Annotated in this window: 25 protein-coding genes and 2 pseudogenes; 16 read left to right on the forward strand and 11 right to left on the reverse strand. The window is 59.5% G+C overall.

What is annotated here, in order from left to right; all coding sequences use genetic code 11:
* Positions 1 to 115: 115 nt before the first annotated feature.
* Together ASE85_RS24360 and ASE85_RS06820 are read left to right on the forward strand one after the other, a co-directional pair.
* Positions 116 to 289: a hypothetical protein gene (locus ASE85_RS24360; RefSeq protein ID WP_235523321.1), complete on the forward strand. Its 174-nt coding sequence runs from the start codon at positions 116 to 118 to the stop codon at positions 287 to 289.
* Between the two features lie 79 nt (positions 290 to 368).
* Positions 369 to 1,952: a Na+/H+ antiporter gene (locus tag ASE85_RS06820; RefSeq protein ID WP_056685672.1), complete on the forward strand. Its 1,584-nt coding sequence runs from the start codon at positions 369 to 371 to the stop codon at positions 1,950 to 1,952.
* A gap of 49 nt (positions 1,953 to 2,001) precedes the next feature.
* On the opposite strand, the gene ASE85_RS06825 is transcribed toward ASE85_RS06820, so the two are convergent.
* Complete coding sequence (locus ASE85_RS06825) at positions 2,002 to 2,670, reverse strand: response regulator (RefSeq protein WP_235523323.1); 669 nt, start codon at positions 2,668 to 2,670, stop codon at positions 2,002 to 2,004.
* On the opposite strand from ASE85_RS06825, the pseudogene ASE85_RS22285 reads away from it, so the two are divergent.
* From ASE85_RS22285 to ASE85_RS22290, 5 genes and pseudogenes are all read left to right on the forward strand, one after another.
* Positions 2,669 to 2,839, forward strand: a pseudogene (locus ASE85_RS22285) (hypothetical protein); the annotation flags it as partial. The gene ASE85_RS06825 and the pseudogene ASE85_RS22285 sit on opposite strands and share 2 nt — an antisense overlap.
* A 112-nt stretch (positions 2,840 to 2,951) precedes the next feature.
* Positions 2,952 to 4,291 (forward strand): annotated as a pseudogene (locus tag ASE85_RS06830) (porin).
* A 68-nt stretch (positions 4,292 to 4,359) separates the two neighbouring features.
* A complete protein-coding gene (locus ASE85_RS06835) occupies positions 4,360 to 6,375 on the forward strand; it encodes a TonB-dependent receptor plug domain-containing protein (protein ID WP_056685675.1) in 2,016 nt (671 codons plus the stop codon).
* Positions 6,365 to 6,649 (forward strand): DUF1294 domain-containing protein, encoded by a 285-nt coding sequence (locus ASE85_RS06840; protein ID WP_235523325.1) that lies wholly within the window; start codon positions 6,365 to 6,367, stop codon positions 6,647 to 6,649. Before ASE85_RS06835 ends, ASE85_RS06840 begins: the two co-directional genes overlap by 11 nt.
* Positions 6,650 to 6,901: 252 nt before the next feature.
* The gene (locus tag ASE85_RS22290; RefSeq protein ID WP_082462693.1) at positions 6,902 to 8,137 is read left to right on the forward strand and encodes a tyrosine-type recombinase/integrase; all 1,236 of its coding nucleotides are present in this window, start codon (positions 6,902 to 6,904) and stop codon (positions 8,135 to 8,137) included.
* A gap of 257 nt (positions 8,138 to 8,394) precedes the next feature.
* On the opposite strand, the gene ASE85_RS06850 is transcribed toward ASE85_RS22290, so the two are convergent.
* Positions 8,395 to 9,381, reverse strand: a complete 987-nt coding sequence (locus tag ASE85_RS06850; RefSeq protein WP_056685678.1) for a GlxA family transcriptional regulator — start codon at positions 9,379 to 9,381, stop codon at positions 8,395 to 8,397.
* A gap of 171 nt (positions 9,382 to 9,552) precedes the next feature.
* On the opposite strand from ASE85_RS06850, the gene ASE85_RS06855 reads away from it, so the two are divergent.
* The 4 genes from ASE85_RS06855 to ASE85_RS23470 all read left to right on the forward strand — a co-directional run bounded on the left by ASE85_RS06855 (position 9,553) and on the right by ASE85_RS23470 (position 11,954).
* Complete coding sequence (locus ASE85_RS06855; protein ID WP_056685681.1) at positions 9,553 to 10,260, forward strand: DJ-1/PfpI family protein; 708 nt, start codon at positions 9,553 to 9,555, stop codon at positions 10,258 to 10,260.
* 131 nt (positions 10,261 to 10,391) lie between these two features.
* Complete coding sequence (locus ASE85_RS06860) at positions 10,392 to 10,988, forward strand: cytochrome b (protein ID WP_082462694.1); 597 nt, start codon at positions 10,392 to 10,394, stop codon at positions 10,986 to 10,988.
* 301 nt (positions 10,989 to 11,289) lie between these two features.
* Positions 11,290 to 11,652, forward strand: coding sequence for a hypothetical protein (locus ASE85_RS23465; protein ID WP_200928315.1), 363 nt, complete (start codon positions 11,290 to 11,292; stop codon positions 11,650 to 11,652).
* Positions 11,625 to 11,954 (forward strand): hypothetical protein, encoded by a 330-nt coding sequence (locus ASE85_RS23470; protein WP_200928316.1) that lies wholly within the window; start codon positions 11,625 to 11,627, stop codon positions 11,952 to 11,954. The genes ASE85_RS23465 and ASE85_RS23470 overlap by 28 nt, the downstream gene beginning before the upstream one ends.
* Positions 11,955 to 11,974: 20 nt before the next feature.
* Here the strand turns inward: ASE85_RS23470 and ASE85_RS06870 are convergent, their stop codons facing one another.
* Positions 11,975 to 12,523 (reverse strand): cysteine hydrolase family protein, encoded by a 549-nt coding sequence (locus ASE85_RS06870; protein ID WP_056685687.1) that lies wholly within the window; start codon positions 12,521 to 12,523, stop codon positions 11,975 to 11,977.
* Between the two features lie 14 nt (positions 12,524 to 12,537).
* Here ASE85_RS06870 and ASE85_RS23750 point away from each other — a divergent pair, with 14 nt between their 5' ends.
* Together ASE85_RS23750 and ASE85_RS06875 are read left to right on the forward strand one after the other, a co-directional pair.
* Positions 12,538 to 12,936, forward strand: coding sequence for a hypothetical protein (locus ASE85_RS23750; RefSeq protein WP_235523327.1), 399 nt, complete (start codon positions 12,538 to 12,540; stop codon positions 12,934 to 12,936).
* A gap of 9 nt (positions 12,937 to 12,945) precedes the next feature.
* Positions 12,946 to 13,581: a GlxA family transcriptional regulator gene (locus ASE85_RS06875; RefSeq protein ID WP_235523330.1), complete on the forward strand. Its 636-nt coding sequence runs from the start codon at positions 12,946 to 12,948 to the stop codon at positions 13,579 to 13,581.
* 11 nt (positions 13,582 to 13,592) lie between these two features.
* Here the strand turns inward: ASE85_RS06875 and ASE85_RS06880 are convergent, their stop codons facing one another.
* A complete protein-coding gene (locus ASE85_RS06880) occupies positions 13,593 to 14,630 on the reverse strand; it encodes a DJ-1/PfpI family protein (RefSeq protein WP_056685690.1) in 1,038 nt (345 codons plus the stop codon).
* A 620-nt stretch (positions 14,631 to 15,250) separates the two neighbouring features.
* Here ASE85_RS06880 and ASE85_RS06885 point away from each other — a divergent pair.
* The 3 genes from ASE85_RS06885 to ASE85_RS22295 are packed head-to-tail and all read left to right on the forward strand — an operon-like array spanning position 15,251 to position 17,786.
* The gene (locus tag ASE85_RS06885; protein WP_056685693.1) at positions 15,251 to 16,660 is read left to right on the forward strand and encodes a cytochrome ubiquinol oxidase subunit I; all 1,410 of its coding nucleotides are present in this window, start codon (positions 15,251 to 15,253) and stop codon (positions 16,658 to 16,660) included.
* Entirely contained in the window at positions 16,657 to 17,670 is a 1,014-nt protein-coding gene (gene cydB / locus ASE85_RS06890; RefSeq protein ID WP_056685696.1) for a cytochrome d ubiquinol oxidase subunit II, read from the forward strand. The genes ASE85_RS06885 and cydB overlap by 4 nt, the downstream gene beginning before the upstream one ends.
* Positions 17,670 to 17,786: a DUF2474 domain-containing protein gene (locus tag ASE85_RS22295; protein WP_156358235.1), complete on the forward strand. Its 117-nt coding sequence runs from the start codon at positions 17,670 to 17,672 to the stop codon at positions 17,784 to 17,786. Before cydB ends, ASE85_RS22295 begins: the two co-directional genes overlap by 1 nt.
* Before the next feature lie 262 nt (positions 17,787 to 18,048).
* On the opposite strand, the gene ASE85_RS06895 is transcribed toward ASE85_RS22295, so the two are convergent.
* The 7 genes from ASE85_RS06895 to ASE85_RS06925 all read right to left on the reverse strand — a co-directional run bounded on the left by ASE85_RS06895 (position 18,049) and on the right by ASE85_RS06925 (position 23,222).
* Positions 18,049 to 18,396: a hypothetical protein gene (locus tag ASE85_RS06895; protein ID WP_056685699.1), complete on the reverse strand. Its 348-nt coding sequence runs from the start codon at positions 18,394 to 18,396 to the stop codon at positions 18,049 to 18,051.
* Positions 18,389 to 19,024, reverse strand: coding sequence for an SCO family protein (locus ASE85_RS06900; protein WP_056685702.1), 636 nt, complete (start codon positions 19,022 to 19,024; stop codon positions 18,389 to 18,391). The genes ASE85_RS06895 and ASE85_RS06900 overlap by 8 nt, the downstream gene beginning before the upstream one ends.
* Positions 19,011 to 19,484 (reverse strand): copper chaperone PCu(A)C, encoded by a 474-nt coding sequence (locus tag ASE85_RS06905; protein WP_056685705.1) that lies wholly within the window; start codon positions 19,482 to 19,484, stop codon positions 19,011 to 19,013. Before ASE85_RS06905 ends, ASE85_RS06900 begins: the two co-directional genes overlap by 14 nt.
* A gap of 29 nt (positions 19,485 to 19,513) precedes the next feature.
* Positions 19,514 to 20,233 (reverse strand): superoxide dismutase, encoded by a 720-nt coding sequence (locus ASE85_RS06910; protein ID WP_056685708.1) that lies wholly within the window; start codon positions 20,231 to 20,233, stop codon positions 19,514 to 19,516.
* 21 nt (positions 20,234 to 20,254) lie between these two features.
* Positions 20,255 to 20,416 (reverse strand): hypothetical protein, encoded by a 162-nt coding sequence (locus ASE85_RS22885; RefSeq protein ID WP_156358236.1) that lies wholly within the window; start codon positions 20,414 to 20,416, stop codon positions 20,255 to 20,257.
* On the reverse strand, positions 20,413 to 20,976 hold the full coding sequence (locus tag ASE85_RS06915) for a DUF2244 domain-containing protein (protein ID WP_056685711.1): 564 nt from the start codon (positions 20,974 to 20,976) through the stop codon (positions 20,413 to 20,415). Before ASE85_RS06915 ends, ASE85_RS22885 begins: the two co-directional genes overlap by 4 nt.
* An 893-nt stretch (positions 20,977 to 21,869) precedes the next feature.
* Complete coding sequence (locus ASE85_RS06925; protein ID WP_200928317.1) at positions 21,870 to 23,222, reverse strand: family 43 glycosylhydrolase; 1,353 nt, start codon at positions 23,220 to 23,222, stop codon at positions 21,870 to 21,872.
* Positions 23,223 to 23,497: the final 275 nt, after the last annotated feature.

The raw sequence follows: 23,497 nt of genomic DNA on the forward strand, positions 1-23,497 counted from the left end.
GTGCGCGGTGCAGACGGCTGGCGGCTTCACCGAGACGACCGGCCTGTTCGCGCCGGGGGATACGCCCGACATCATCCTGATCGACTATCATCTCAACGATGGCGAGACGGGTGACATGACGCTCGACCAGGTCCAGGCGCATTTCATGCTCCCCGCGCCGGCCGTGATGATCTCTGCCGACCGTGGCAAGGCGTTGAAGGCCCGCCTCGGCGCCGATGGCATCCCGCTGCTCAACAAACCGGTGAAGCCGGCGCAGTTGCGCGCATTGTTACGCACGATGCTGAAATAGCGCCTGCCCACCGCTCCACCGCTGGACCTGCATCGCGCACGCGCTACTAGGGTCGGATATAGCTGGAAGCGGGGGCCGCATGCATCCTATGCAATTGTTCGAACTGGTGATCGCGATGCTGCTGGCGATCATCCTTCTCCATTATGCCGCGCATAAAATGGGCCTGCCGCCTGCCGTCGCGCTGCTGACAGGGGGGGCGCTCTTCGCCTTCGTGCCGGGCCTGCCGGTCCTTTCGCTCGACCCCGAACTGGTGCTGGTGATCTTCCTGCCACCACTGCTGATGGACGGCGCATGGTTCATCGCCCTGCGCCACCTGCATCGCCACATGCTGGGCATCATCGCGCTGGCGGTGGGCGCAGTGGTCTTCACTACGGCCGTCATTGCGCTGGTCGCGCATCTGCTGGTCCCCGGCCTGCCCTGGGCCGCCTGCGCCGCACTAGGTGCAATCGTCTCGCCGCCCGATGCCGTTTCGGCCCGCGCCGTGCTGCAACATGTGCGCCTGCCCCGCCGACTCTCCATCCTGCTGGAGGGCGAAAGCCTGTTCAACGATGCGAGCGGCCTCGTCCTTTTCCGCTTCGCCATCGCGGCCGGCGTCACCGGTGCCTTCAGCCTGGTCGAGGCCGTGGAGAGCTTCCTGCTGCTGGCGATCGGTGGCGCGGCGATCGGGGCAGCGGTCGGGGCTGCTTGGGTCAGGCTGACGCCGCGCCTGGACGACAAATATCTGATGATCGCCTCGTCGCTGCTGGCGCCCTGGGCATCCTACCTGCTGGCGGAAACGGTCCATGTATCGGGGGTGATCGCCACCGTGACCACCGGCCTCATCTGCGGCTGGTACCAGCATGTCGTCTTTTCCGCGACGGTGCGGATGAACGGCACGGCCTTCTGGGCGGTGATGATCTTCCTGATGGAGGCCTTCGTCTTCCTGCTGATCGGCTCCTCGCTGCGCGGGGTGATCGACCGGGTCGGCGGCTTCGAACTGGTGCTGGCGCAGATGACCGTCCCGGTTCTGGCGATCCTGCTGGCGCTGACGCTGGCGCGCTTCGCCTGGGTCTTCGGATCGGATGGCGTCATCCGGCTGTTGCGGGCCGTCGGTATACGCCGCTACACGCCGATCGGCGCGCGATCCGCCGTGGTGCTCGGCTGGGCCGGCATGCGCGGCGTGGTGACGCTGGCGGTTGCTTTGAGCGTTCCAGAGGGCTTTCCCGGTCGCGATTTCATTCTGGTCGCCGCCTTCGCCGTCATCATCGGGACCGTATTGATCCAGGGAACGACGCTCGGCGCCGTCATCCGACTGTTGCGACTGGAGGAACCGGCGAGCGACCGCGCGCGCCTCAGCATGAGCGAAGCGGAAGCCGCCATGGCACAGGCTCAACTGCGCATGGTAGAGACCCATGCCCATGGGACGGACGGCGCGCTGCTGCATCCGCGCCTGCTGGAACGCTATCAGCGCCATGCGACCCTGTCGGCCAACTATGCCGGGCAGGAAGAGGAACATGCCCATATCCTGCACGCCCATTTCGATCTGGTGCTGAAGGCTGTCGCTGCCGGCCGGATCGAATTGCTGCGCCTGCACCGGATCGGCGACATCGACGAGCATGTCTTGCAGGAACTGGAGCGCGATCTAGATCTGGAGGAGATGAGCGCCTTGGCAGCCAAGGCCTGAAACGCCTATACGCCGGCGGGCGGCGCATCGAACAGAGTTTCGACCGTGGTCAGTCGGCGCCGAAATGCACCCGGTTCGCCTTGATGACCGCCTGCGTCCGGCTCAATACGCCCAGCTTTTGCAGGATGGCCGAGACATGCGCCTTGATCGTGGTCATCGACACATTGAGGTCGTGCGCGATCTGCTTGTTGAGGCGACCATTGACCAGATGGCCCAGCACCGTCTTCTGCTGCGGCGTCAGGCTGTCGATCCGCCGGGCGATGTCATCCTCCTCGGCGGAGGGCGCAGCGCCCTCCCCCATGGTTTCGGGCAGGTAGATTTCGCCCGAAACGACCCGGTGCAAGGCGTCGACGATCGCGCTGCGTTTCAATGACTTGGGGATGAAGCCCGCCGCGCCGGCGGCCAGCGCCTCCTGCACGATCGAACGGTCGAACGCGCCCGACACCATCACGACCGGCAGGATCGGAAAACGATCGCACAGCAACTTCAGGCCATCAAGGCGGCGGACGTCGGGAATGTTGAGGTCGAGCAGGATCAGGTCGAAATTATCCTGTTTTTCCAGCGTGGCAACGGCCTCATCCAGGCTGACGGCTTCGAAAATCCCGATATTGTCGAAACCGATCGCGATCACGCTGCGCAAGCCGTCGCGGACGAGGGGGTGATCTTCGATGATCAGCACCCGCTCCATGATTGCTTCCCCGCCCATATAATGCCCCATATCTGTGGGCGAGCGCGTCTGGCATGTCGCGATCGGCGCTGACGGCGCCCATGCCTCTGCCGCCAATGGCCTTTCGGACAATGTCTCCGTGATCGACCTGGCCAGGGCGGAAGTGGCCGGGACGATCGCAGTCGGCGCAGCGCCGTGGGGCATCGTAGTCGCCACCTGATCCGCACCCTGTCCGAAGGGATGAGAACCTAAGTCCAATTTCTCGGCTCCCCCTTTCCGCCGCACACTCTGCTCCAGCCGGAGGCAAGCCGGCGGAATACAGGGAGGATGATATGAAGGGGACGTTGCACCTGATGAGCGCGGCTGGAGCGCTGAGGCTCGCCGCCACCGCAGCACCGGCCATGGCCGGCACCACCGCGGACCTGCTGAAGCGGCTGCATGAAAAGAGCATCCTGACCGACGACGAATATCAGGAACTGGCGAGGGGACAAAGCGCCGGGGCCACGCGGACGACCGCTGCCCCTGCTCCGGCGGCGACGTGACGCTGAAATTCTCCGGCTCGGTCAACGGCTTCTACGTCCGTGACAATGGCGATACGCCCAGCGCGACCACGATGGTGACGGGCGGAGTAGCGACGGTGGGCAGCAACAACTCGGCCATCCGCGACGGCCTGCTCCCCGGTTTCCTGAAGGTGGAAGCCTTGACCAGTCTGGACGGCTGGGATGTGAGGGCGCATTTCGGCATGTATCCGGGTATCAACTCGGTCAGCTATGTCGGTGGCGGTGCCAACAGCGGCTGCAATCCCCGCGCGCTCCAGACCGCTGGCATCGACTTCCGCCAAACCTACCTGACATTCGGCCGTGCCGGCTTCAGTGATGTCAAGATCGGCCGCGACATCGGCCTGTTCCAGTCGGAATCGATCCTGAACGACATCACCCTGCTGTCGTCGGGCACGCCGGCGGGCAATGTCGCGCCATCCAACACGACGCTGGGCCGGATCGGCACCGGCTATATATACACCGACTTCCAGCCGCAGATAACCTATACGACGCCCAGCTTTGGTGGCTTCACCGCCAGCGTCGGCATTTTCAAGCCACTGTCCTCGCTCACCGGCCCGGCAGAATCGAACAAGCAGCCAAGGTTTCCAGGCCAAGTTGGTCTATGATAGCAAGTTTGGCGACGTGGCCAACTGCCTGTGGGCGTCGGACATTTCGCAGAAGCATGATGTCATCGCCGGACCGGACTATACCGGCTGGGACGCCGGCGCCAAGGTCACATTCGGGCCGGTCGCTTTGGTCGGCCATCCGGCCTGGGTACGACCGCGCTCAACCTGTTCGACACCGATGGCCTGGGCGACAAGCGCGACAGCCATGGCTTTTACCTTTAGGGCCTCGCGACCTTCGGCAAATTCTCGGTCGGCGGCAGCTATGGCGAGAGTAATCTCGACTATGCCAATGCCGTCGACGCACTGGCCAACCCCACGCTGGTCGACAAGAACAGCAGTTGGGTCTGGCAGGTCCGCTATGGCCTCAATAGCTGGGTGACGCTGCTGGGCGAATGTGTCCCGAAGGCGCATAACGGCAACAAGGCGACGTCGGACGCGATCGCGGCGGGCGCCATCCTCTTCTTCCGACCGAAGGAACAATGTCACGGGGCGGGGGCTGCATCCTAATAGGGTGCGGACCCTTTCCATTTGCAAAAGGCACGGAAAATAAGGACAGGGGCGTCGAGGGGATCGCCATGAAACATATCCTATTGCCCGCCATCCTGCTGATCGTCCCGACCGCCGCCCTGGCGCAGGCGCCCGACGAAGCCGCGGCGGATCCGTCCACCATCATCGTCACGGGCGAAGGGCTGGCCCTCCCGCCGGGAACCCCGGCCTATGGTGCGGTGGTGATCGACCGGCAACGACTGCTCGACAGCGCGTCGGGCCGCATCGAAAGCGTGCTGGGCGATGTCGCCGGGTTCCAGCAGTTCCGCCGGTCCGACAGCCGCTCCTCCAACCCGTCGAATCAGGGCGCGACATTGCGGGCGTTGGGCGGCAATGCGTCCAGCCGAACCCTGATGCTGCTGGACGGCGTGCCGATCGCCGATCCCTTCTTCGGCTATATTCCCTTCAGCGCGCTGGCCCCGGAGCGCCTGTCGGTGGTGCGGGTGACGCGCGGCGGCGGCAGCGGCGCCTTTGGCTCCGGTGCGGTCGCCGGCACGATCGAAATGGCCAGTGCGACACGCGACCAACTGCCGGATTTCTCGGCCAGCGCCTTCTACGGCAGCCGTGACGCCACCGAACTGTCTGCCGGCCTGACTCAGGATCTGGGCGGCGGCTATGTTTCACTGTCGGGTCGCTGGGATAGGGGCGATGGTTTCCAGACCACGCCCAAGGACCAGCGCGTAGCCGCCACCGTACCGGCCGCCTATGACGGCTGGTCGACCAACTTGCGGGCCGTGGCGCCGATTTCCGCCACATCGGAACTGCAATTCCGTGCCACCCTGTTCGAGGATAACCGCACCCTGCGCTTCGCCGGCGCGGACAGCATGAGCCAGGGGCAGGATGCCAGCATCCGCTACATCAGTCGCGGGGCGTGGCAGGTCGATGCGCTGGCCTATGTTCAGGCGCGCAACTTCTCCAACATCGTGATCTCCTCCTCCAGTTTTCGCAAATCACTGGATCAGCGCAACACGCCGTCCACCGGCATCGGTGGCAAGGTCGAGATTCGGCCGCCAGTGGGCGAGGCGCATCTGTTGCGACTGGGCGTCGATACGCGATTCGCGACCGGCGACATGTATGAGGATGCCTATAACGCCAATATCGCCGCCAACCCGCGCACCTTCCTGCGCCATGCCGGTGGCGACCAGTGGACCACCGGCGTCTTTGTCGAAGATGACTGGACGCTGGGACGCCTCATCCTGACCGGCGGGGCGCGGGCGGATCGCTGGTCGATCAGCAATGGTTTCTATCATCAGGTCAGCGCCATGACCGGAGCGGCGACAGGCAGCGATTATGCCGATCGTTCCGAGTGGGAATTTTCCGGCCGGGTCGGCGCGCTTTACCATGCCAGCGATGCCCTCGCCCTGCGCGCCTCGGCCTATAGCGGTTTCCGCCTGCCGACGCTGAACGAACTCTATCGCCCCTTCGTCGTCTTCCCGATCACGACGCAGGCCAATGCCGCGCTGACTCCCGAAAAGCTGAAGGGCGCGGAAGCCGGGATCGATCTGACCCCGGCCAAAGGCATCACCCTGTCGGCCACAGCCTTCTACAACCGGCTGGATGACGCCATCGCCAATGTGACGGTCGCCACCAACACGCGCCAGCGCGAGAATGTCGACCGCATCGTTGCTAAGGGCATCGAACTGACCGCCGCTGCCACGCTGGGCGATTTCAACCTTTCGGCCTCTTACGCCTATAGCCACAGCCGCGTCCATGCGCCCGGCGCTGCCTTCGACGGCTTCATGCCCGCGCAGACCCCCCGCCATGCCGCCAGTGCCACGATCGCGTACAGCCCGGAGCACGGCCCATCACTCTCGACCACGCTGCGCTATGTCGCAAAACAATATGAGGATGACCTGCAAAGCGACGTCCTGCCAGACGCCCTGACGCTGGACGCCATCGCCCGCCTGCCGGTCGGCCATGGCATCAGCCTGGTGGCGCGCGGCGAAAATCTGTTCGATGAAACGGTCGTCACTCGCAATGCCGGCGGGTCGATGGACCTGGGCACGCCCCGCACCTGGTGGATCGGCGTCAGCTTTGGAGGCTGACGCCATTCTGACGATTCTGCTTCTGGCCGTCCTGCTACCAGCGAATCTGATCGCCTTCACCCTGTTCAGCATGGACAGGCGGCACGCCCGCATGGGTCTGCGCCGCCTGTCCGAACGCAGTCTGCTGCTGTGGGCGCTGGCGGGCGGGACGCCCGGTGCTTTTCTGGGTCGCCATGTCTTTCGCCACAAGACGCGCAAACAGCCCTTCACGGCACTGCTTTGGCTGATCGCGGTGGTACAAGCGATGATGATCGCCATATCGGCGATGATTTGATTTCAGATTGTCTGGGAAGAAATGGTGCTGCCGGTGAGGATTGAACTCACGACCTCAGCCTTACCAAGACGATGCCTAGCCTACGCCAACCTACCTAATTTTACCACAACATGCTATTTTATCGGCATAATATTTTTCAAAAGTTCGCCAGCTTGCTCTGGATGGCGCTGCATTTCTCTCTCCTTTGCTGACATTCTGCTGACAATGGCAATGTTCTGCGTTATTGTCAGCAAATCCACATGGAGGCACCGCATGTCTAAGCTAACCAAGACCAAGGTCGACGCTCTGACTCCACCTGCGAAAGGTCAAAAATATCTTTGGGATGCCGAGCTGCGCGGCTTCGGGGTGAGGACATTGCCATCGGGTCTTAAAGCCTTCGTACTACAATATAGGAATCTTGACGGTCAGAGTCGAAGGATCGTGCTCGGTCGATATGGCGTGCTAACGGTCGAGCAGGCACGCTCCGAAGCACGCATCAGGCTTGGGGAAATCGCAAAAGGTGGCGACCCGGTGGTTGAGCGAAGCAACGCGCGCGCTGCTCCTACAGTCAGCGAAATTTGTGATTGGTACCTTCAAGAGGCGGAAAGTGGTCGGCTATTAGGTAGTCGGCGGCGACCGATAAAATCGTCGACACTTCGGATGGATCGAAGCCGGATCGAGAGGCATATAAAACCGCTCATCGGAAACAAGAAGGTCCGATCAATCACCGCTCCCGCAATCGCTGAAATGCAAGCCGACATCGCATCTGGAAAGTCAGCGTCATCGAAAGGTCAAGGCAAGGGACGCGATACGATCGGTGGCGCCGGAGCTGCCTCGCGGTCAATCTCCACCTTACATTCCATATTTGAACACGCGGTCAGACTGGGTAAGGTAGATGCAAATCCTGCAAGGGGCGTACGTCGGATCGGTTCGAAGCAACGTACGCGAAGGCTCAGCGTGACTGAATTGGCAGCGTTTGGAAATGCCATCACAACCGCAGCAGATCAGGGTGACAACCCTACCGGCCTTGCAGCGGTGGTTTTTATTCTGACGACTGGCTTTCGCTTGATGGAAGCCCAAGCCTTACAAAAGCAATGGCTCGATCGCGATCGAGGTTGCATTGTGTTTCCCGATACAAAGAGCGATGGGCAAATCAGGGTTATAGGCAAGAGCGCGCTGCGTCTTCTGGCAAAGCAGCCGGACTTAGTTGCCTCTCCGTACTTCTTTCCCTCTGATCGAACAAAGAGCCACTACAAGCAGGTGCCAGATCTCGTTGCCCGTCTATGTCACATCGCCCGCTTGGAAGGCGTTACGACCCACGTTTTTCGCCATACGTATGCGAGTGTTGCAGCCGATCTCGGATATTCGGAACTGACGATTGCTGCCCTGCTGGGCCATGGAAAGCGTGGTGTGACCCAGGGATACATCCATGTCGACGACCTTCTCCAATCCGCTGCAGATGCAACTTCAGAAAAAATCCGCCAACTGCTCTCACCCCATACTACTTGAGGGCGGGTACTGCCGCAGGATCATGCAAATGTTATCGATCGACATCCAGAAACGGGGAGCTGTGTGAAATGCCCCTCCCACATGTAACGGCGAAGGCATATCATCAAAAACATTGGCTTAGATTTTATCTTTTCGACGGATCAAAGCATGCCATTCCACGCCGTCATTCTTTCCATTTATCCAGAGTGGAATGAGCGTCTGCGTCGGAACGTTCAAACGAGAAGTAAGCAGCATGGCTCGGCTTCCATAGCCTATCCTTAACTCCGCAGCGGCGGCCAGCATGTAGATCCATCGTCCTCTGTCACAAGCGACCGTTCGAGCCTCCGTTGCGTCTGCGGCGGGTAGCCATAGCTGCGTATGAATGCACAACGCATGCGTTCCGGGTCGGAGAAGCCAACCGCTCGTGCGACAACGGAAATCGGCTCATGACCATCGCGTAGCCTCAAGCGAGCAGCTTCGCAACGCAGGCGCTCGATAGCCCTTGCTGGCGTTTCCCCCGTCTCCTTTCTGAATAGCCGCCCGAACTGTCGTACACTCAGGCACGCTGCATCAGCGAGCCGCTCGATCGACAATGGGTCTGAAAGATGGTCCCGGGCAAATGTCAGAGCCTTGCGGATGCGGTCAGTCTGCGGCTCCATCTGTGAAATTGCAGCATATTGTGACTGTCCGCCCGGCCTCCGGTGATAGACAACCAGTTCGCGAGAAACCGCTTTCGCGAGTTCCGGGCCATGATCGAGTTCGATGCGGGCGAGCATCAGGTCGATGCCAGCCGTCATGCCGGCGGACGTCCAGATCGGACCATCGTTTATGAAGATCCGGTCTGCATCCACTTTCACGAGCGGATATCGCTCCTGCAAGGCTTGCGCGAACTGCCAGTGGGTCGTTGCCCGCCTGTTGTCCAGAAGGCCTGCTGCAGCCAACAGAAAGGCACCCGTGCAGATGCTGGCGACGCTTACGGCAGCCCCTGCCGTTTGCTGAATAGCCGTCACATTGCCCAACTCTAGCATCGGATCGATCCTCCCCCCTACGACGACCACCGTGTCAGCGATCACGGATGTCGCAGCGTGTGTCGTGAGTTGGGTGGCTACGTGCCCCAGGACTGCGCCCCCACCTTTTGAGATCAACTCGATCCGGTAGCTCTCATAATCCAGCAATCGGTTGGCGGCCTCCAAGGCGGCCATCGGCCCGGCGAGGTCAAGCAGCTGATATCCTTCGCAGAGATAGAAGGCCATCAATGTAGACATAGGATCCTCCGCAAACCGACAATGAAATGCCCTGCGCGTGTATCTTGGCTCACGAGATTACCAAAGCAAGCCATGTGGCCGAAATCGAGGGATCATTGCCCTATAGCCAATCGACGCTCCGCGCTAGGTTGGCGCCATCACAGCGAATTTCTCCTGCCGTGGAACAGCTCAATGAAGATCACGTCCTATGATGGTATGCTCGCCGCTCTCGCACCGGAAAGCGTCCGGCCATTTCATGTCGGCATTCTTATCGGCCCCGGGTTCGTGCCCATGGATATAATCGGCGTGCAGACCGTGCTCGCGATGATGCCAGGATCACAAATCCATTTCATCTGGAAGACCCATGACGTGGTCGAGGGCTTTCGATCCTGGCCTACCGTCCCGACAGCAACGTTCGACACCTGCCCTGAACTCGATGTTTTTGCGGTCGGCATGAATCCACCCGAAGTTCAGAATGATCCAGCAGTAATTGCGTTTACCAGGCAAGCCGCTGGGCAAGCGCGCTATGTGATCGGCGTCTGCAATGGTGTCGCACTACTGGGGGCAGCGGGACTCATCGAGGGGCGTACGGTGGCAAGCAATTTTGCTGCGGAGGAACTGCTCCTAAAGCTTGGTGCAGGAAAGATACTGTCATCGGGGTCCGGTGCAGCGGTGGACGGAAGTTTATATACAGCTGGCCCCGGTATCGGCAGCTTCGAAGTAGCATTGCTGGTTGCGGCTGACGCCTTCGGGCGCGAAGCGGGTGAACTGGCCGAGTTTGCAATCGAGTATGATCCACATCCGCCATTCCGGACCGGAACCGTCGCGACCGCCACGCCACAGATGATGCAGGCCGCCAGAGATATGATCGGCCCAATCATCGCTCAATATCACCACTGAGCTGGTTCAGGCATCCAGCAGAATCGTTCCGTCATTGCCTTTACAAAACCTCATGGAAATTTTGTCATGCGTAGCGTCATACTACCGATCCTGGTCGGCTTCGTTGTAACCTTCTCGGTGCATGCTTGACGATGTCGCACGCCCCACTCCTTCCGCTTGATGGTTCAGCGGTTCAGGACGTAGAGCCTGAAGATGCACGCTATTCGTCATCTTTGCGACTTCTACACTGGATTCGCGCCATCCTGGTCCTTGGGATGCTGAGTGCGGGCTGGTTGATGACCCGTCTTGAGGATGTGGTGCCATCCAAATACGGCACCATCTACCCACTCCACAAATCATTCGGCCTCCTGTTGCTCGGCCTGGTCGTGATCCAGATCATTATCAGGTTACGGACAAGACTACCGAAATCTTCCGAAATTCTTGCGCCTTGGGAAAAGCACCTCGCGAAGCTAACCCACGCTACGATATACCTACTGCTCGTGGCTGTACCTTTGATGGGCTACGCCATGTCAAGCAGCTACAGCCATAGCGACGGGATCACACTGTTCGGTCTTCCCGTTGCAGAACTTCTGCCAAAGAATGATACGCGCTTTGCCATGTTCCAATGGCTTCATCGGACAATGGCCTACGGGTTACTGGCCCTAATGGCTCTGCATGTGGCCGGCGTTGTGAAGCACCGCTATTTCGACAAGCGCCCGGGAAGCGATGTTCTTAGACGCATGCTCTAGGCCCACGCGGCGCGGCGCTATGGCGATGCGGGCCAGATGCTCCTTGAGCGCGCCGACAAAGACTCATTGTTCATTCCGGCAGCTAGGCCGATTCTAGCTAGAAAGAACATCGTATGCCCTACATCATCCATGGCGCAACTGGCGCGCAAGGCGCGCCGCTTCAAGCTTTGATGCTAGCAGCGAACCGCAACGCGCTCGCTGCGGTGCGCGATCCGGCCAAAAGGAATGGCAGGCCAGCGATCAAGGTGACCCATGACTCCGTAGAGTCTCTCATCGCTGTCGCGGCGCAGACGGAGTCTTCGTGCACCTTCCGCAAGCGGCCGAACATATCCGCCTTCAACAGGCAAACAATATTGCGGACGCAATCGCAGCGGCCAAGCCTAAGCGCGTCGTCATCTCGACCAGCGGAGTGATCGTCGACCAACCTGAAAGCGCATTGCAGGCATCAGGGGACAGCGCCATAGGAACGCTGTTGCGCCGCGTCTGCGAGAGTGGGGTTTCCCATGCCGTGATTGCGCCACGGCTCTATCTGGAAAATCTGCTTTTGCCGACTGTGCTAGCATTTGTGCTTTCCGCTGGGATGTTGCCTTATCCTGTTCGCGATGATTTCCCTGCATCCTGGAGTTCACATTTGATGTGGCCGTCGTGGCTGATCGGCTCCTGACCGATCACACAGTCACTGGCATTATCGGCGTTGGCCAATTGCCCGGCCTGATGGGGCCGGAACTGGCGTCGGCCTTTTCGGAGTATCTGGGCCGCAATGTCCGGTTCAAGGCGCTTGCGCCCGAAAAATTCCGTATTTTTCTTGAACCGTTGATCGGGCCAGCCGCCGCGAACGTGGCAGGCTTCTACGAAGCTCTTTCTCATGCCACACACAATGTCATCGCCTCGAACACCAGCGCGCAACGCCGACTGGGCCTGGTGCCGCAGACGGTCCGCCAATGGTTGACATACATGAGCGTATAATCGGTCGAAGGATCGTTCAACTAGGCGGACAGGAGGTCGGCGGCGGAAACCACCTTAGCATAGGCAACGGCGAGCGCGGCCATGAACGCCGCGTGGACTTGGGCGGCGGGCACCTCGACGTCGTCGATGGACAGGGTGCGCGTGGCGCAGGCATCGCCAACGACGGTGACAACATAACCGAAATCGAATGCCGCGCGCGCAGTCGCATCGATGCACATGTGGCTCATCGCGCCGACGATCACGACTTCTTCCACGCCCGCTTCGTCAAGCAAAGCCTGCAATCCGGTGTCGCGGAAGCTGTTGGGATAGTATTTGGTCAGCGTCGTTTCGCCCTCTACCGGCGCGACGGCAGCGATGATCTCCGCACCTCTCGTACCCAGGGCGAACGGGGCGTCTTGGGCTCCCAGCGCCTCATGGCGAATATGCACGACCAGCCCCTGTTTTTTGCGGGTAGCGGTCAATATCCGCTTCGCATTCGCTACGGCCTGATCCAGATTTTCCAGCGGCAGCTTGCCGTCGGCGTCATATTCATTTTGCAGATCGATTACGATCAAGGCGCGCTTGGCCATGACATTGCTCCTGGTTGCGTATCATCTCTTTTGATCCGCCGGATGCACCCTATGTCAGTGGCGATAACGACAAAGACCGGGTTGATAATGACATGGCAGAGATCGCCATCTTGGCATATCCTGGCGCACAGCAAGCTGCCGTGCTTGGCATGACCGACTTGCTATTAGCCGCTGATCGCATTGCTGCTAGAACACCGGATCGAGCGCCCGCGGTTGTCGTTAGCCACTGGGCGGCCGTGGATGCAAAAGGTCCGCTGGAGCGCGTCTACGCTTCAGCGGCGTGCCGCACCAATCCATCCCTCTGCATCCTGCCGCCTGCATTGGAAGGGCCGCGCGATGAGGCAGATCCGGTCATCACGGGCTGGCTACAAGATCGCAATGCCGATGGCGCCGTGCTGGCTTCGGTCTGCTAAGGGGCATTCTTGCTGGGTGCGACAGGCCTGTTGGATGGACGAACCGTCACGACCCACTGGACCTATGAAGATCGTTTTCGCAGCAGCTTCCCCCGAACGCATGTCGATACCGACCGGATCGTCATCGACGACGGCGACATCATCACGGTCGGCGGCGTCATGGCCTGGACCGATCTATGCCTTATAATCACCGCGCGGTTCATTACGCATGGCGCGATGATGGATGTGGCGCGCGGCTTTCTCATCGATCCACCCGGCCGCGATCAAAGCTATTATAGCGGTTTCAGTCCCCATACTGGACACAAGGACGAGGCAATATTGAAAGTGCAGACGTTTCTGCAAGACAGCGCCGGGAAAATCGTCGATATTTCAACGCTTGCGGCCAAGGCGGGCCTGGAAGCCCGCACGTTTCTGCGGCGCTTCCAAAAGGCGACCGGGCATAGCACGACCGAATATTGGCAACGCCTGCGCATAGCTAATGCCAAGGCGAAGCTGCGGGACACGGGACTGGCCATAGACCAGATCGGCTGGGACGTCGGCTACACCGATCCCAGCGCCTTCCGCAAAGTCTTCCATCGGATCGTCGGCCTGTCCCCCTCCGACTATCGACGCCGTTTCGCGGCGGGGGACAGGACGTCCGACTGAAAAGGACAGTTTTACTTTATCAGGCCCGGATATTCCATGAACAGCGCGACATTCCGCGCGGCTTTTGGGCCATAGGTCTTGTTGATGTCGGCCAGCGCGATGTCCAAAGCGCGCGTCGCCTGATGCGCTTCGAGCGGCGCTAGGGTGCGATCGACCTTCGTCGGGCCACCTTCGACGAGATCGGGCAGGAGGACGAGGCCGTGGGCCAACCGCAGGGGGGCCTTGCTCGCCGCGACGGCATAGGCCATCGTGTTCCCAGTCCGGCTGTAGGATTCCGCCGTCAGAGCCAGCGCGATCTCGTCGTCGCCCGCCTTGACCGGAATACCGAGCGTGACCTGCGGCGTTGGATTGCGACCGGGTCCGGGCATGTCCACATTGCCTGGGTCGGATTGGAAGGCGTCGCTATTGTGCTTGGAACTCCAGTCGCCAATGCCGACATCGCGGGCTACTTCCGCAGCCTTGGCCTGACCGGCGATCGCTTCGACCAACGCAATTGAGGTCGGCATCGACGCGCTGACCCCTGCGCTAGAAGCGACCTTGCCATCGGCCACGTAACGGATGTTCTTCTGCCAATTGACTTTGGGAAACAGCTTCGCCCGCATCTCTTCATTGCTATAGTGCGAGGTTGCCCGATGACCGTCGAACAGACCGGTCTTGGCGACGACCAGCGCGCCATAGCAAATGCTGATGACGGTGCAGCCCTTGGCACCCTGTGCCTTGACCCATTTTATGAGATTGGGGTCGCTGAAATTTTCTACTGCCGGCACGAACAGATAGTCGGCACCTTCCGGGTGCGCTTTGTCGAAATCGGCAATCGTCGACTGGAGTTCGAAGGTGAGCGGCTGCATCTTCACCGGCCCCGGCATTACCGAAACCGAAACGACATCGGCCACGTTCGACCGGGCCATGACGCCGAACGGGATGACAAAGTCACTGATCACTGTTCCCTCATTGAGTCCGACAACCGCCACCAGTGGCTTGGCGCGAGCGAACCGGGCCTGATAAGGCGGAAACTTCTCCGGTTTAGGATTGTTTGAAGCGTCGAACATTAAAGATGTTTTCCCGCTCTGCTGGGCGGTCGCAGATCCAGCACCAAGTGCCAAGCCGCCAAGCGCGAGAGATCCAGAGACGATTGCCGTCCGCCGATTCATATTATGCATGTAAGTCCCTCATGACCGCCGTGTTGCGCCATTTGTCATACGGTCAGCGCATGTCGTAAAGGACGTAGATCACTCATTTTCAGCCATGCGTGCCAGGCAAGTCCGGCCTTGGCCGGTCTGCCGTACCGACCTCTTCATTGCATGGTGAGACTGCTGCGCCGCTGGTCTGTTGCGTCAGTCCAGGGCCGCTTACCGTCTCCAACACGAGGCTGGGGAACCCGCCTTGCAGACGACAGCTATGTCAGTCCTCCACAAGCCATGGACAGAGTGCCGCAACCTGCTGTCAATTGGCATTCACTCAACTAGCCCCCGCTTTTTCGGCTATCTGGCAGGTGAGGCGGATTGTCCAAGTGACCCTGCCTGCCGGCGGACGTAGCAGACATCCTAGAAGCGATAACATTCGGCGGGTCATCCGGCGACGGTTGCTGACCTGAGCCGCCGACTGCCCTGCAAACCATCCCCTTTTCCCATATCCATCGTTGCAGTGGATGTGAACGATAGGCTTTGCCATGCACGATCATGCCCTTCTTCTGGCCAGAATACAGTTTGCCTTTACCGTCTCCTTTCATTTCATTTTCCCGGCCTTCTCAATCGGGCTCGCCAGTTTCCTGATGGTACTGGAGGGTATGTGGCTCAAGACCGGCAGAGGCGTGTACGCCAATCTTTACCGTTATTGGCTCAAGATCTTCGCGATCGTTTTCGGGATGGGCGTCGTCTCCGGCATCGTCATGTCCTATCAATTTGGCACGAATTGGTCGGTATTCTCCGACAAAGCAGGGCCGGTCATTGGCCCCCTGATGGCCTATGAGGTTCTCACCGCGTTTTTTCTCGAAGCCGGGTTCCTGGGCGTCATGCTGTTTGGCATCAAGAAGGTCGGCGCACGATTGCACTTCTTTGCAACCTGCATGGTAGCGCTGGGCACGCTAATCTCTGCCACCTGGATTCTGAGCGTCAACAGCTGGATGCATACGCCAGTGGGCTTCGCTATCAATGGCCAGGGTCAGTTCGTGCCAAACGGTTCGTGGGTTCCGATCATATTCAACCCCAGCTTTCCCTACCGCCTCACACACACGGTCATCGCGGCATTTCTAACGACAGCGCTGGTCGTCGCAGGAGTAGGTGCGTGGCATCTGCTCCGCGATCGCGCCAACCTGGGCGCGCGCAAAATGCTTGCGATGGGGCTTGGCATGGTTGCGATCATGGCCCCCCTCCAGATTCTCGCGGGCGACGAGCATGGGCTGAACACCTTGGAGCATCAGCCTGCAAAAGTTCTGGCAATGGAGGGTCATTATGATGCTCATCCTGATGGCGCGCCGCTGGTCCTCTTTGGCCTTCCTGACGACCGTGCCGAACGCATCCGCTACGCAGTCGAGATACCCAAGCTCAGTTCGCTGATCCTGCGCCACGATCCAAACGCAGCCCTGCCGGGACTGAAGGATTTCCCGCGTGATCGGCGCCCCCCCACGACAATCCTGTTCTGGTCCTTCCGCATCATGGTCTGCTTAGGACTAGCCATGCTGGCGCTTGGCCTATGGGGATTATGGGCGCGGTGGAGAAAGCGGCTGTACGACGCACCATGGTTGCACCGGGCGTCGGTCGCTATGGGACCGGCAGGCTTTATCGCCGTCCTAGCAGGCTGGATTACGACCGAGGTCGGTCGGCAGCCCTGGGTCATCTACGGTCATCTGCTGACAGCTGACGCCCGGTCGCCGGTCGCCGCGCCAGCCGTGGCAGCATCACTCGCGGCATTCGCGATCGTCTATTTCGCTGTGTTTGGCATGGGCCTGTTCTACGTCCTGCGCCTCATGGCAAAGCCACCGGAACCGCATGAGACAGAACCGCGACACTCTCCGCGTCACGCCGCCGGCATAACGTCGGCAGCTGCGTTCGATACCGCGAAACAGGAGAGCAGGGCATGAGCGCGCTAGGTCACAGCGTCGATCTGACGATTATATGGGCAATCATCATTGCCTTTGGCATATTCGCCTATGTGGTGATGGATGGCTTCGACCTGGGGATCGGCCTCCTTTTCCCCGGCTTCAAGGTGGGAGCCGAAAGAGATGCAGCTATGAACTCGATCGCGCCTGTCTGGGACGGCAACGAGACTTGGCTTGTTTTAGGCGGTGGCGGTCTTTTTGCAGCCTTTCCCCTCGCCTATGCCATCATCCTGCCCGCTACCTATCCGCTGGTCATCGCCATGTTACTCGGACTTGTCTTTCGCGGCGTGGCATTCGAGTTTCGATGGCGCGACCCTGGCCATCGTCACCTCTGGGATTGCGCCTTCACGTTTGGCTCCCTGATCGCGGCGGTATCGCAAGGCATGATGCTCGGCGCCCTCCTGCAAGGCATCCAGGTTAAGGAGCGTGCCTTTGCTGGCGACTGGCTGGATTGGCTTACGCCATTTACGGTTCTAACCGGCATATCGGTAGCCATCGGTTATGCTTTGCTTGGCGCCACATGGCTAATCGGAAAGACCGAGGATGAAGCGCAGGCGCACGCTCGGCGTATGGCGCGGTGGCTGGGTTTGGCGACGATCGCGGCAATGGCGGCGGTCAGCGCGGCGACACCGTTCCTGAACTATGATTACTGGCGGCGCTGGTTCGATATGCCGGGCGTGCTGCTCACGGCGCAAGTGCCGTTGCTCGTCTTCATCACGACCGGCATTCTGTTCTGGTCGATAGCCAAAGGACGGCAGCGATTGCCGTTTCTGTCGGCTCTGGCCCTCTTCCTGCTCGGCTATATCGGCTTGGGGATCAGCATTTTCCCCTTTGTTGTTCCGCCTGCGGTGACGATCTGGGCGGCTGCCGCGCCTCCCCAAAGCCAGTTGTTCATGCTCGTTGGAACTATGTTCATTATTCCGGTGATCATCGCCTACACCGCATGGTCCTATTGGGTGTTTCGCGGCAAAGTCGGCGAGGGCTATCATTGATGCCTGACCGTGTCATTTCCGGCCTTCGCCGTCTCGGCTGGCTTATCGCGATCTGGAGCGTAAGCGTCACTGCCCTCGGTATTGTCGCGTTTATAATTCGAAAGACATTGTTATGAGAGGCATGGTGGCCCTATGGGCCGCTTGCATCGCCTCAAACGGCTCTGGCTAGCGCCTAGCCTTCCGCATAGCGCCCACCGATCCAAGACACATATTCTAACTCGGCACGAGGATAAGCACGGGGCTAGACCATAGAAATTACACGACTGGTGCAGGACCTAATCCAAGATCTGGGATAGGATCGGTCCTGCAACGCCATAACGAGAATAGATGCCCCGGACCATCCTGTGACGACAGCACGGAACGAGGTTCTGCAAAGGCTCATTCCGGTTCGGCGACTTGCTTGGCCAGCATCTCAGCTGCAAACCATGGCACGCCGGCACGCAACAGCTCCCCTCGATCGCGAATCGGCGCGGTTGCGCAGAGCATCATGGACCAGCGCCTACCCCGACGCGCCAGCAGGATATCATTTTGTTGTCCACCCTGATCGAAGATGCCCAGAGCATAATCGCCGCTTATCACGATTCTTTTGATCGTTATGGGGGCGCCTTCCACACTGACACTGGCTTCGATCGCGGAGCGAATGGCCCCGCGATCCAGTGCCGTGTTGGGAATACAGGCTGACGCCAGCAGAAGGAGCAACGCGGGCACGGCCTGCTTTTTAAGCACTGATCAGCTTCCGGAGACGGGTCAGGCTGACCGCAATAGGCTCTGTGCCATCCATCATCTCGGCAAAACGTCCATTCCGGTCGAACAGCATGATTCCGGCCATATGATCGATCGTATAGTCGCCACCTTCGACCGGGACTTGCCGGAAATACACACCATAGGCCTTCGTGATCTGCGCGATCTGCGCATCAGTGCCGGTCAGCCCGATGATCGGTGTCCCAAATAGCGTTAGATAGTTGCCGATGTCTGCTGGCTTGTCATGGCCTGGATCGACGGACACGAAGACGATGTTATATTTCATGCCTTGAGCACCCATCTGCTTGCGCAGTTGGGTCATACGACTAAGCGTCGTGGGACAGACATCAGGGCAGCGGGTGAAGCCGAAAAAGATGGCGTACGGTTTGCCGCGCAGGGTCTGGTCGGTGACGGTGCGGCCAGCCGGATCGGTAAGCGTGAAGGCACCTCCGGGGCCTGAACCCTGCACGGCGCCGCCGTCGTCACGATAAGCAGACATCGCTATCAGCACGCCAAGCCCGAGCAGGAGAATGGCAACGAGGCCAAAGACGATGACCCGGGCACGGCGGGTCGGGCCGGCTGCGGCAACCATTTTAGGTTCAATGACGGCCATGACCGCCCTCCGTGCCGAACGTGACAGATTCCACCTTGAGCTGAACCGTAATCGTACCGGCGCGCTGGAATCGCAGCGTGATTGGCACCCGTCTGCCAAGGGCGAGAGGCTGCTTCAACCCCACCAGCATGATGTGGAAGCCGCCAGGCTTGAGGTCCAGTCTGCCACCGGCAGGAACAGGCAGGCCGCCGGGAACGGGACGCATGCGCATGATGCCGCCGTCCATCGTCATGCTGTGAAATTCGACTTTTTGCGCTGCTGGGGATGTCGCGCTCACCAATGTATCGGCGGTTTTGCTACTGTTGGCGATGCTCATGAAACCGCCACCGACCGATTGTCCCGCGGCGGTCTGCCGGGTCCAGGGCTTGGCGATCGTAAGGTTGTTCTTTTTGAACTCCTGCGCTGTGGCAGGGATCGTCAGAAAAGATAGCGCGATAGGGATGATGAAACGACGCGTCATTGAATAAGGCTCCTTCATTTTGCTTGGAATTAACGGCGCGACGCAGCGGCGAAACGGTCCGACACCGCCGCCCAGTTCACAACTTGCCACCAGCCGTCGAGATAGTCGGCGCGGCGGTTTTGATATTTGAGATAATAGGCATGTTCCCACACATCGTTGCCCAGGATTGGCGTTCCACGCTTTTCAGCAACGTCCATCAGAGGATTGTCCTGATTGGGCGTTGATGTGATGGAGAGGGTGCCGTCCTTCTCGACGATCAGCCAGACCCAGCCGGACCCGAACCTTTTGGTGCCCGCCTCCTTGAACGCAGACTTGAACGCATCGAATGACCCGAAACGCGCGATGATCGCTGACTGGAGCGCGGGCGAGGGAATGCCGACGCTCGTTGGCGGCGCCATCGTCTTCCAGAAAAAGCTGTGGTTCCAGTGACCGCCAGCATTGTTGCGTATACCCGCCGACAGCGTCCCGGCGCGTGAAACGAGCTGCTCTAGGGACAAGGTAGCCAGAGTAGGATCATCCGCGAGTGCCTTGTTGAACGCGTCTACATAGGCTTGGTGATGCTTGTCATGATGGATCGTCATCGTTTTAGCGTCGATGGCCGGTTCCAGTCCGGCCGGTGCATAAGGCAATGCTGGTAGGGAGAATGGTGACCGACTGGGCAATACGGGCTGGGCTTGGGCGGGAAGGATTGCTGTCGTTGGGTAGAGAACTGCGAGCATCAGTAGGATGGTCAGATGATAGGGTTTCATAAGGCTGTCCTGGGATAAAGTTCAGAAATGGGTGGCGAGCGAAATCTCGACGCTGCGTGGTGCGCCGATGTAGATGTTGGTGCTGGGACAACCGGAATATTCGCCATAAAAGGCGTCGGTCAGGTTGCGCCCGCGCAGGGTCGAACTGACAAGCGCACAGAAGGTCAGGTTGGATCGCTTCACGATATTCCCCGTCCGGGTCTGGACGATTGCCAAGGCGGTCCTGCAAGAGCAGCGCGGATGCGCGGCGCGAGTCTGCGCCGTTCCTTGGCGCAGACACACTGCCCGATGGCATGGCGTTGCTGGCGGAAGACGAGCCACAGATCGCAATCGACCTCCGACCGTCCCGACATTTCAAGCCGGGTCCAGAAGGCAGGGAGCGTGACCCGTGCCTCGTTGCCCCGACCGTCCGTGCGAATCAGCTCGACCATAGAGTCATTGACGCGCAGCCGCTCGCGACGCGGCGGACGCCTGTTGAAAAGATGCAGCGCAACAAGCAGCGCGCCCAAGTCGAGGATCGTGAAAAGGAGAACCGGCCACGCACCCACCAGCAAGAAGCGAAGCGACACAAGAAACCCCGCTGCCCCCGCGCCCACCAGAAGATATCTGCCGCCTGACGACACCGATGACCGCGGCGCCACCATATGGATTTCGAATGTCCCCGGCAGCACGTGGGATCGATGCCAGGGACCATGGATATACGGGATAGCGGCCGCGCCGTTGCCCAATGCCGGAACGACCATAGGTCAACCCTCCGCCACGGCGGGTGCAGGCGGCATCAGCACCAGTTGCTCAGGTACAATAGCGTCGCCGACCCTGAAGATCAGGCACAGCGTAATCAGTATCCAGGATGAGCGACGGACCTGGCGCAGCCAGACAATGAGGGCGCAAGGCGCCTCAATCGGAACAGACATGTAGAACCTCGTTTGCCAAAGCCACGCCTTGCACGCACTTAGCAGCGCATGGGCGGACCATGCGCAGAAGGGCGGCGAACGAGAGGGTCGGTGTTCGCCGCGCGAGCCATTTCAGATGCGCGCGGGCGGCGCCTGCGAGGGCGGCGGCGGCGCCGCCAGACGGTGAACGGTCAGGTCTGGTATGGCGCGCGTTGATCGATCAACGGTCGGCGTCCATGGCTGCCCCCTCATCTGGGCAGGAGGGTGATCGAGCAAGGGTCCACCCAGACCGACCGCAAAGGCGCAAGATCCATCAATCTTGTTCTGGTTGCCAGACCGATCATCCGTCTTTTCGATCGGGAGAACAGCCTTCACAGCCCCCTGTCCGGTGCAAAGCGAAATGACGAGGCCATGGACGCTTTGCGTCGGCATGAAGCCGGTTGGGATCATGACGCGGACCGCCAGCGCGCAAAGCACCGCAAAGCCAAATAGGCCTCGTGCGCGTGGCGCCTTTCTGATCCACTCGTTCATACGCATGGTACTAGTGCGTTTTGTGCCGTGGTCGATTGGACATAAAGCCCGATGCCGCAAGGAGCGTTGCGTGGCCTATTGCACGCCATCGGTCGTGCTAAGGTTTTTCAGGCCGCGCGTATCGGGACAGCAGAGCAAGGAAGATCGCCGCAAGCCGCCATTGATGCGGACATGGGATCGACTTTCTCGCGCTTCAGCAATGAAAGTCGATATTATTTTCGAACGTCCAGATGGTCGAATGAAACAGCATGACCCGCACTGCCGGACCTTTCTCCCTTCTTATTGATCCAGTACCAGCCCTCTCCGACGACAGATGCACTGAATGTATATTTGCCTCGCGGCAGACGCGGCGTAACGAACTTGACGTTCGAAACCGGATATTTTGAATACATATCGACGGTGGAGGACAGCAACTTAACACCGTGTCCATCACTCAAAGTGACGCGCGCATAACCTCCATCGGGGCGTGCCACGCTGTACAAGCTGGCTTGCGTACCGGTGAAAGTGACGGAGAATGACGCATCCCTATCCAGAGCCACTTGATGGATTGGACCGCCTATTTCCGACTTTTGCCAAGATCCTGTGTAACTGACCCGTCGATCGGTGGAGGTGATGATTTCACCTGGGACAGGTCCGGCTCGAAACTTACCGGCGCCTACATCTATGCGCCAGGCATCACGATATACAGGAATGGACAGCCTATCACCCTGGACTATCAGCGGTTGCCAAACATAAGTGGCTGCACTTGCTTGGCGGGGATATGACCAACGGTCGCCCATGAACATGAAGACCGTCTCCCGTTCACCTTTGATCGGCAGAACGAACGTAACCTGAGAATTCCAGGTTAAGGACCCTTTCGGCGCGACAAATCCTTTTCGTATCCACGGTCCATCTAATGATTTAGCCGTGAAGTAATAATTGTCATTACGTTCCCATCCCGTCAAATTCGATCCTAGGAAATAATAGGTATCCCCTTTGCGGAACATCGCGGGCGACTCGAAGCCATGCACCATCGCTTTGTTGACTTGCGCCTCGACGCTTCGGTAATCACCAGCCAGGCGGTAAATGTCGCCGCCATGCATCAGTATATAGCCGGTGCCATCTTTGTCTTGGAATGTTCCCATATCCCACTTCTTGATAGGCTTGCCTTCGAACAGCAGTGGGCCATGGAAGGTATATGGTCCAGTGGCGACTTTGGCGGTTGCATAGCCGACAAATTGGCTTCGATAGTCGAGCCCGTCGGCATGCATGAACATCACATAATCGCCAGTGGTAGGCGCGCGCATGACCTTAGGCCTTTCACCTACAGTTTCCGGCCCTAAAGGCCCAGATTGCTGCATCGGCAAGGCGACACTTTCAAAGCGCCAGTTGACGAGATCTGTCGACGAATAACAGTTAAACCCAGCAAACGCGTTGGTCATGTCCCGATGCGCTTCACCGAAGAGATAATAGATGTCGCCCACCCTGATAATTCCACCACCATGTGCGCTGATCGGCTGGCCTCGCTGATCGAACCAAGGCGTACCGGAATGGATGGCATCGTAACGTCCGCTCATCTTGGCCATCAGCGGATGTGCACATATGGCAAGCGCAACCAGGAAACTGGTACGCAGGCGGAGCCTTAATTCGAACATTTGCTTTTAGCCTTTGCAGAATTTTGCAGCGGATATTTCATTTCAGGTCGCGTCGCGATGGAACATGAACATATTAAAATAGCAAAGTCGCGCCACGGGGCTCAACCTCTCGAAAATAGGTCAGTTTCAATCCGCACATCAGAGAAGGCCGAAGGCACAGTCGGCGTTGAAGTCCAAGAATTCCGGTTCCCTTATCGATCGTAACG

This window comes from Sphingobium sp. Leaf26, assembly GCF_001421665.1.
Classification (GTDB): domain Bacteria; phylum Pseudomonadota; class Alphaproteobacteria; order Sphingomonadales; family Sphingomonadaceae; genus Sphingobium.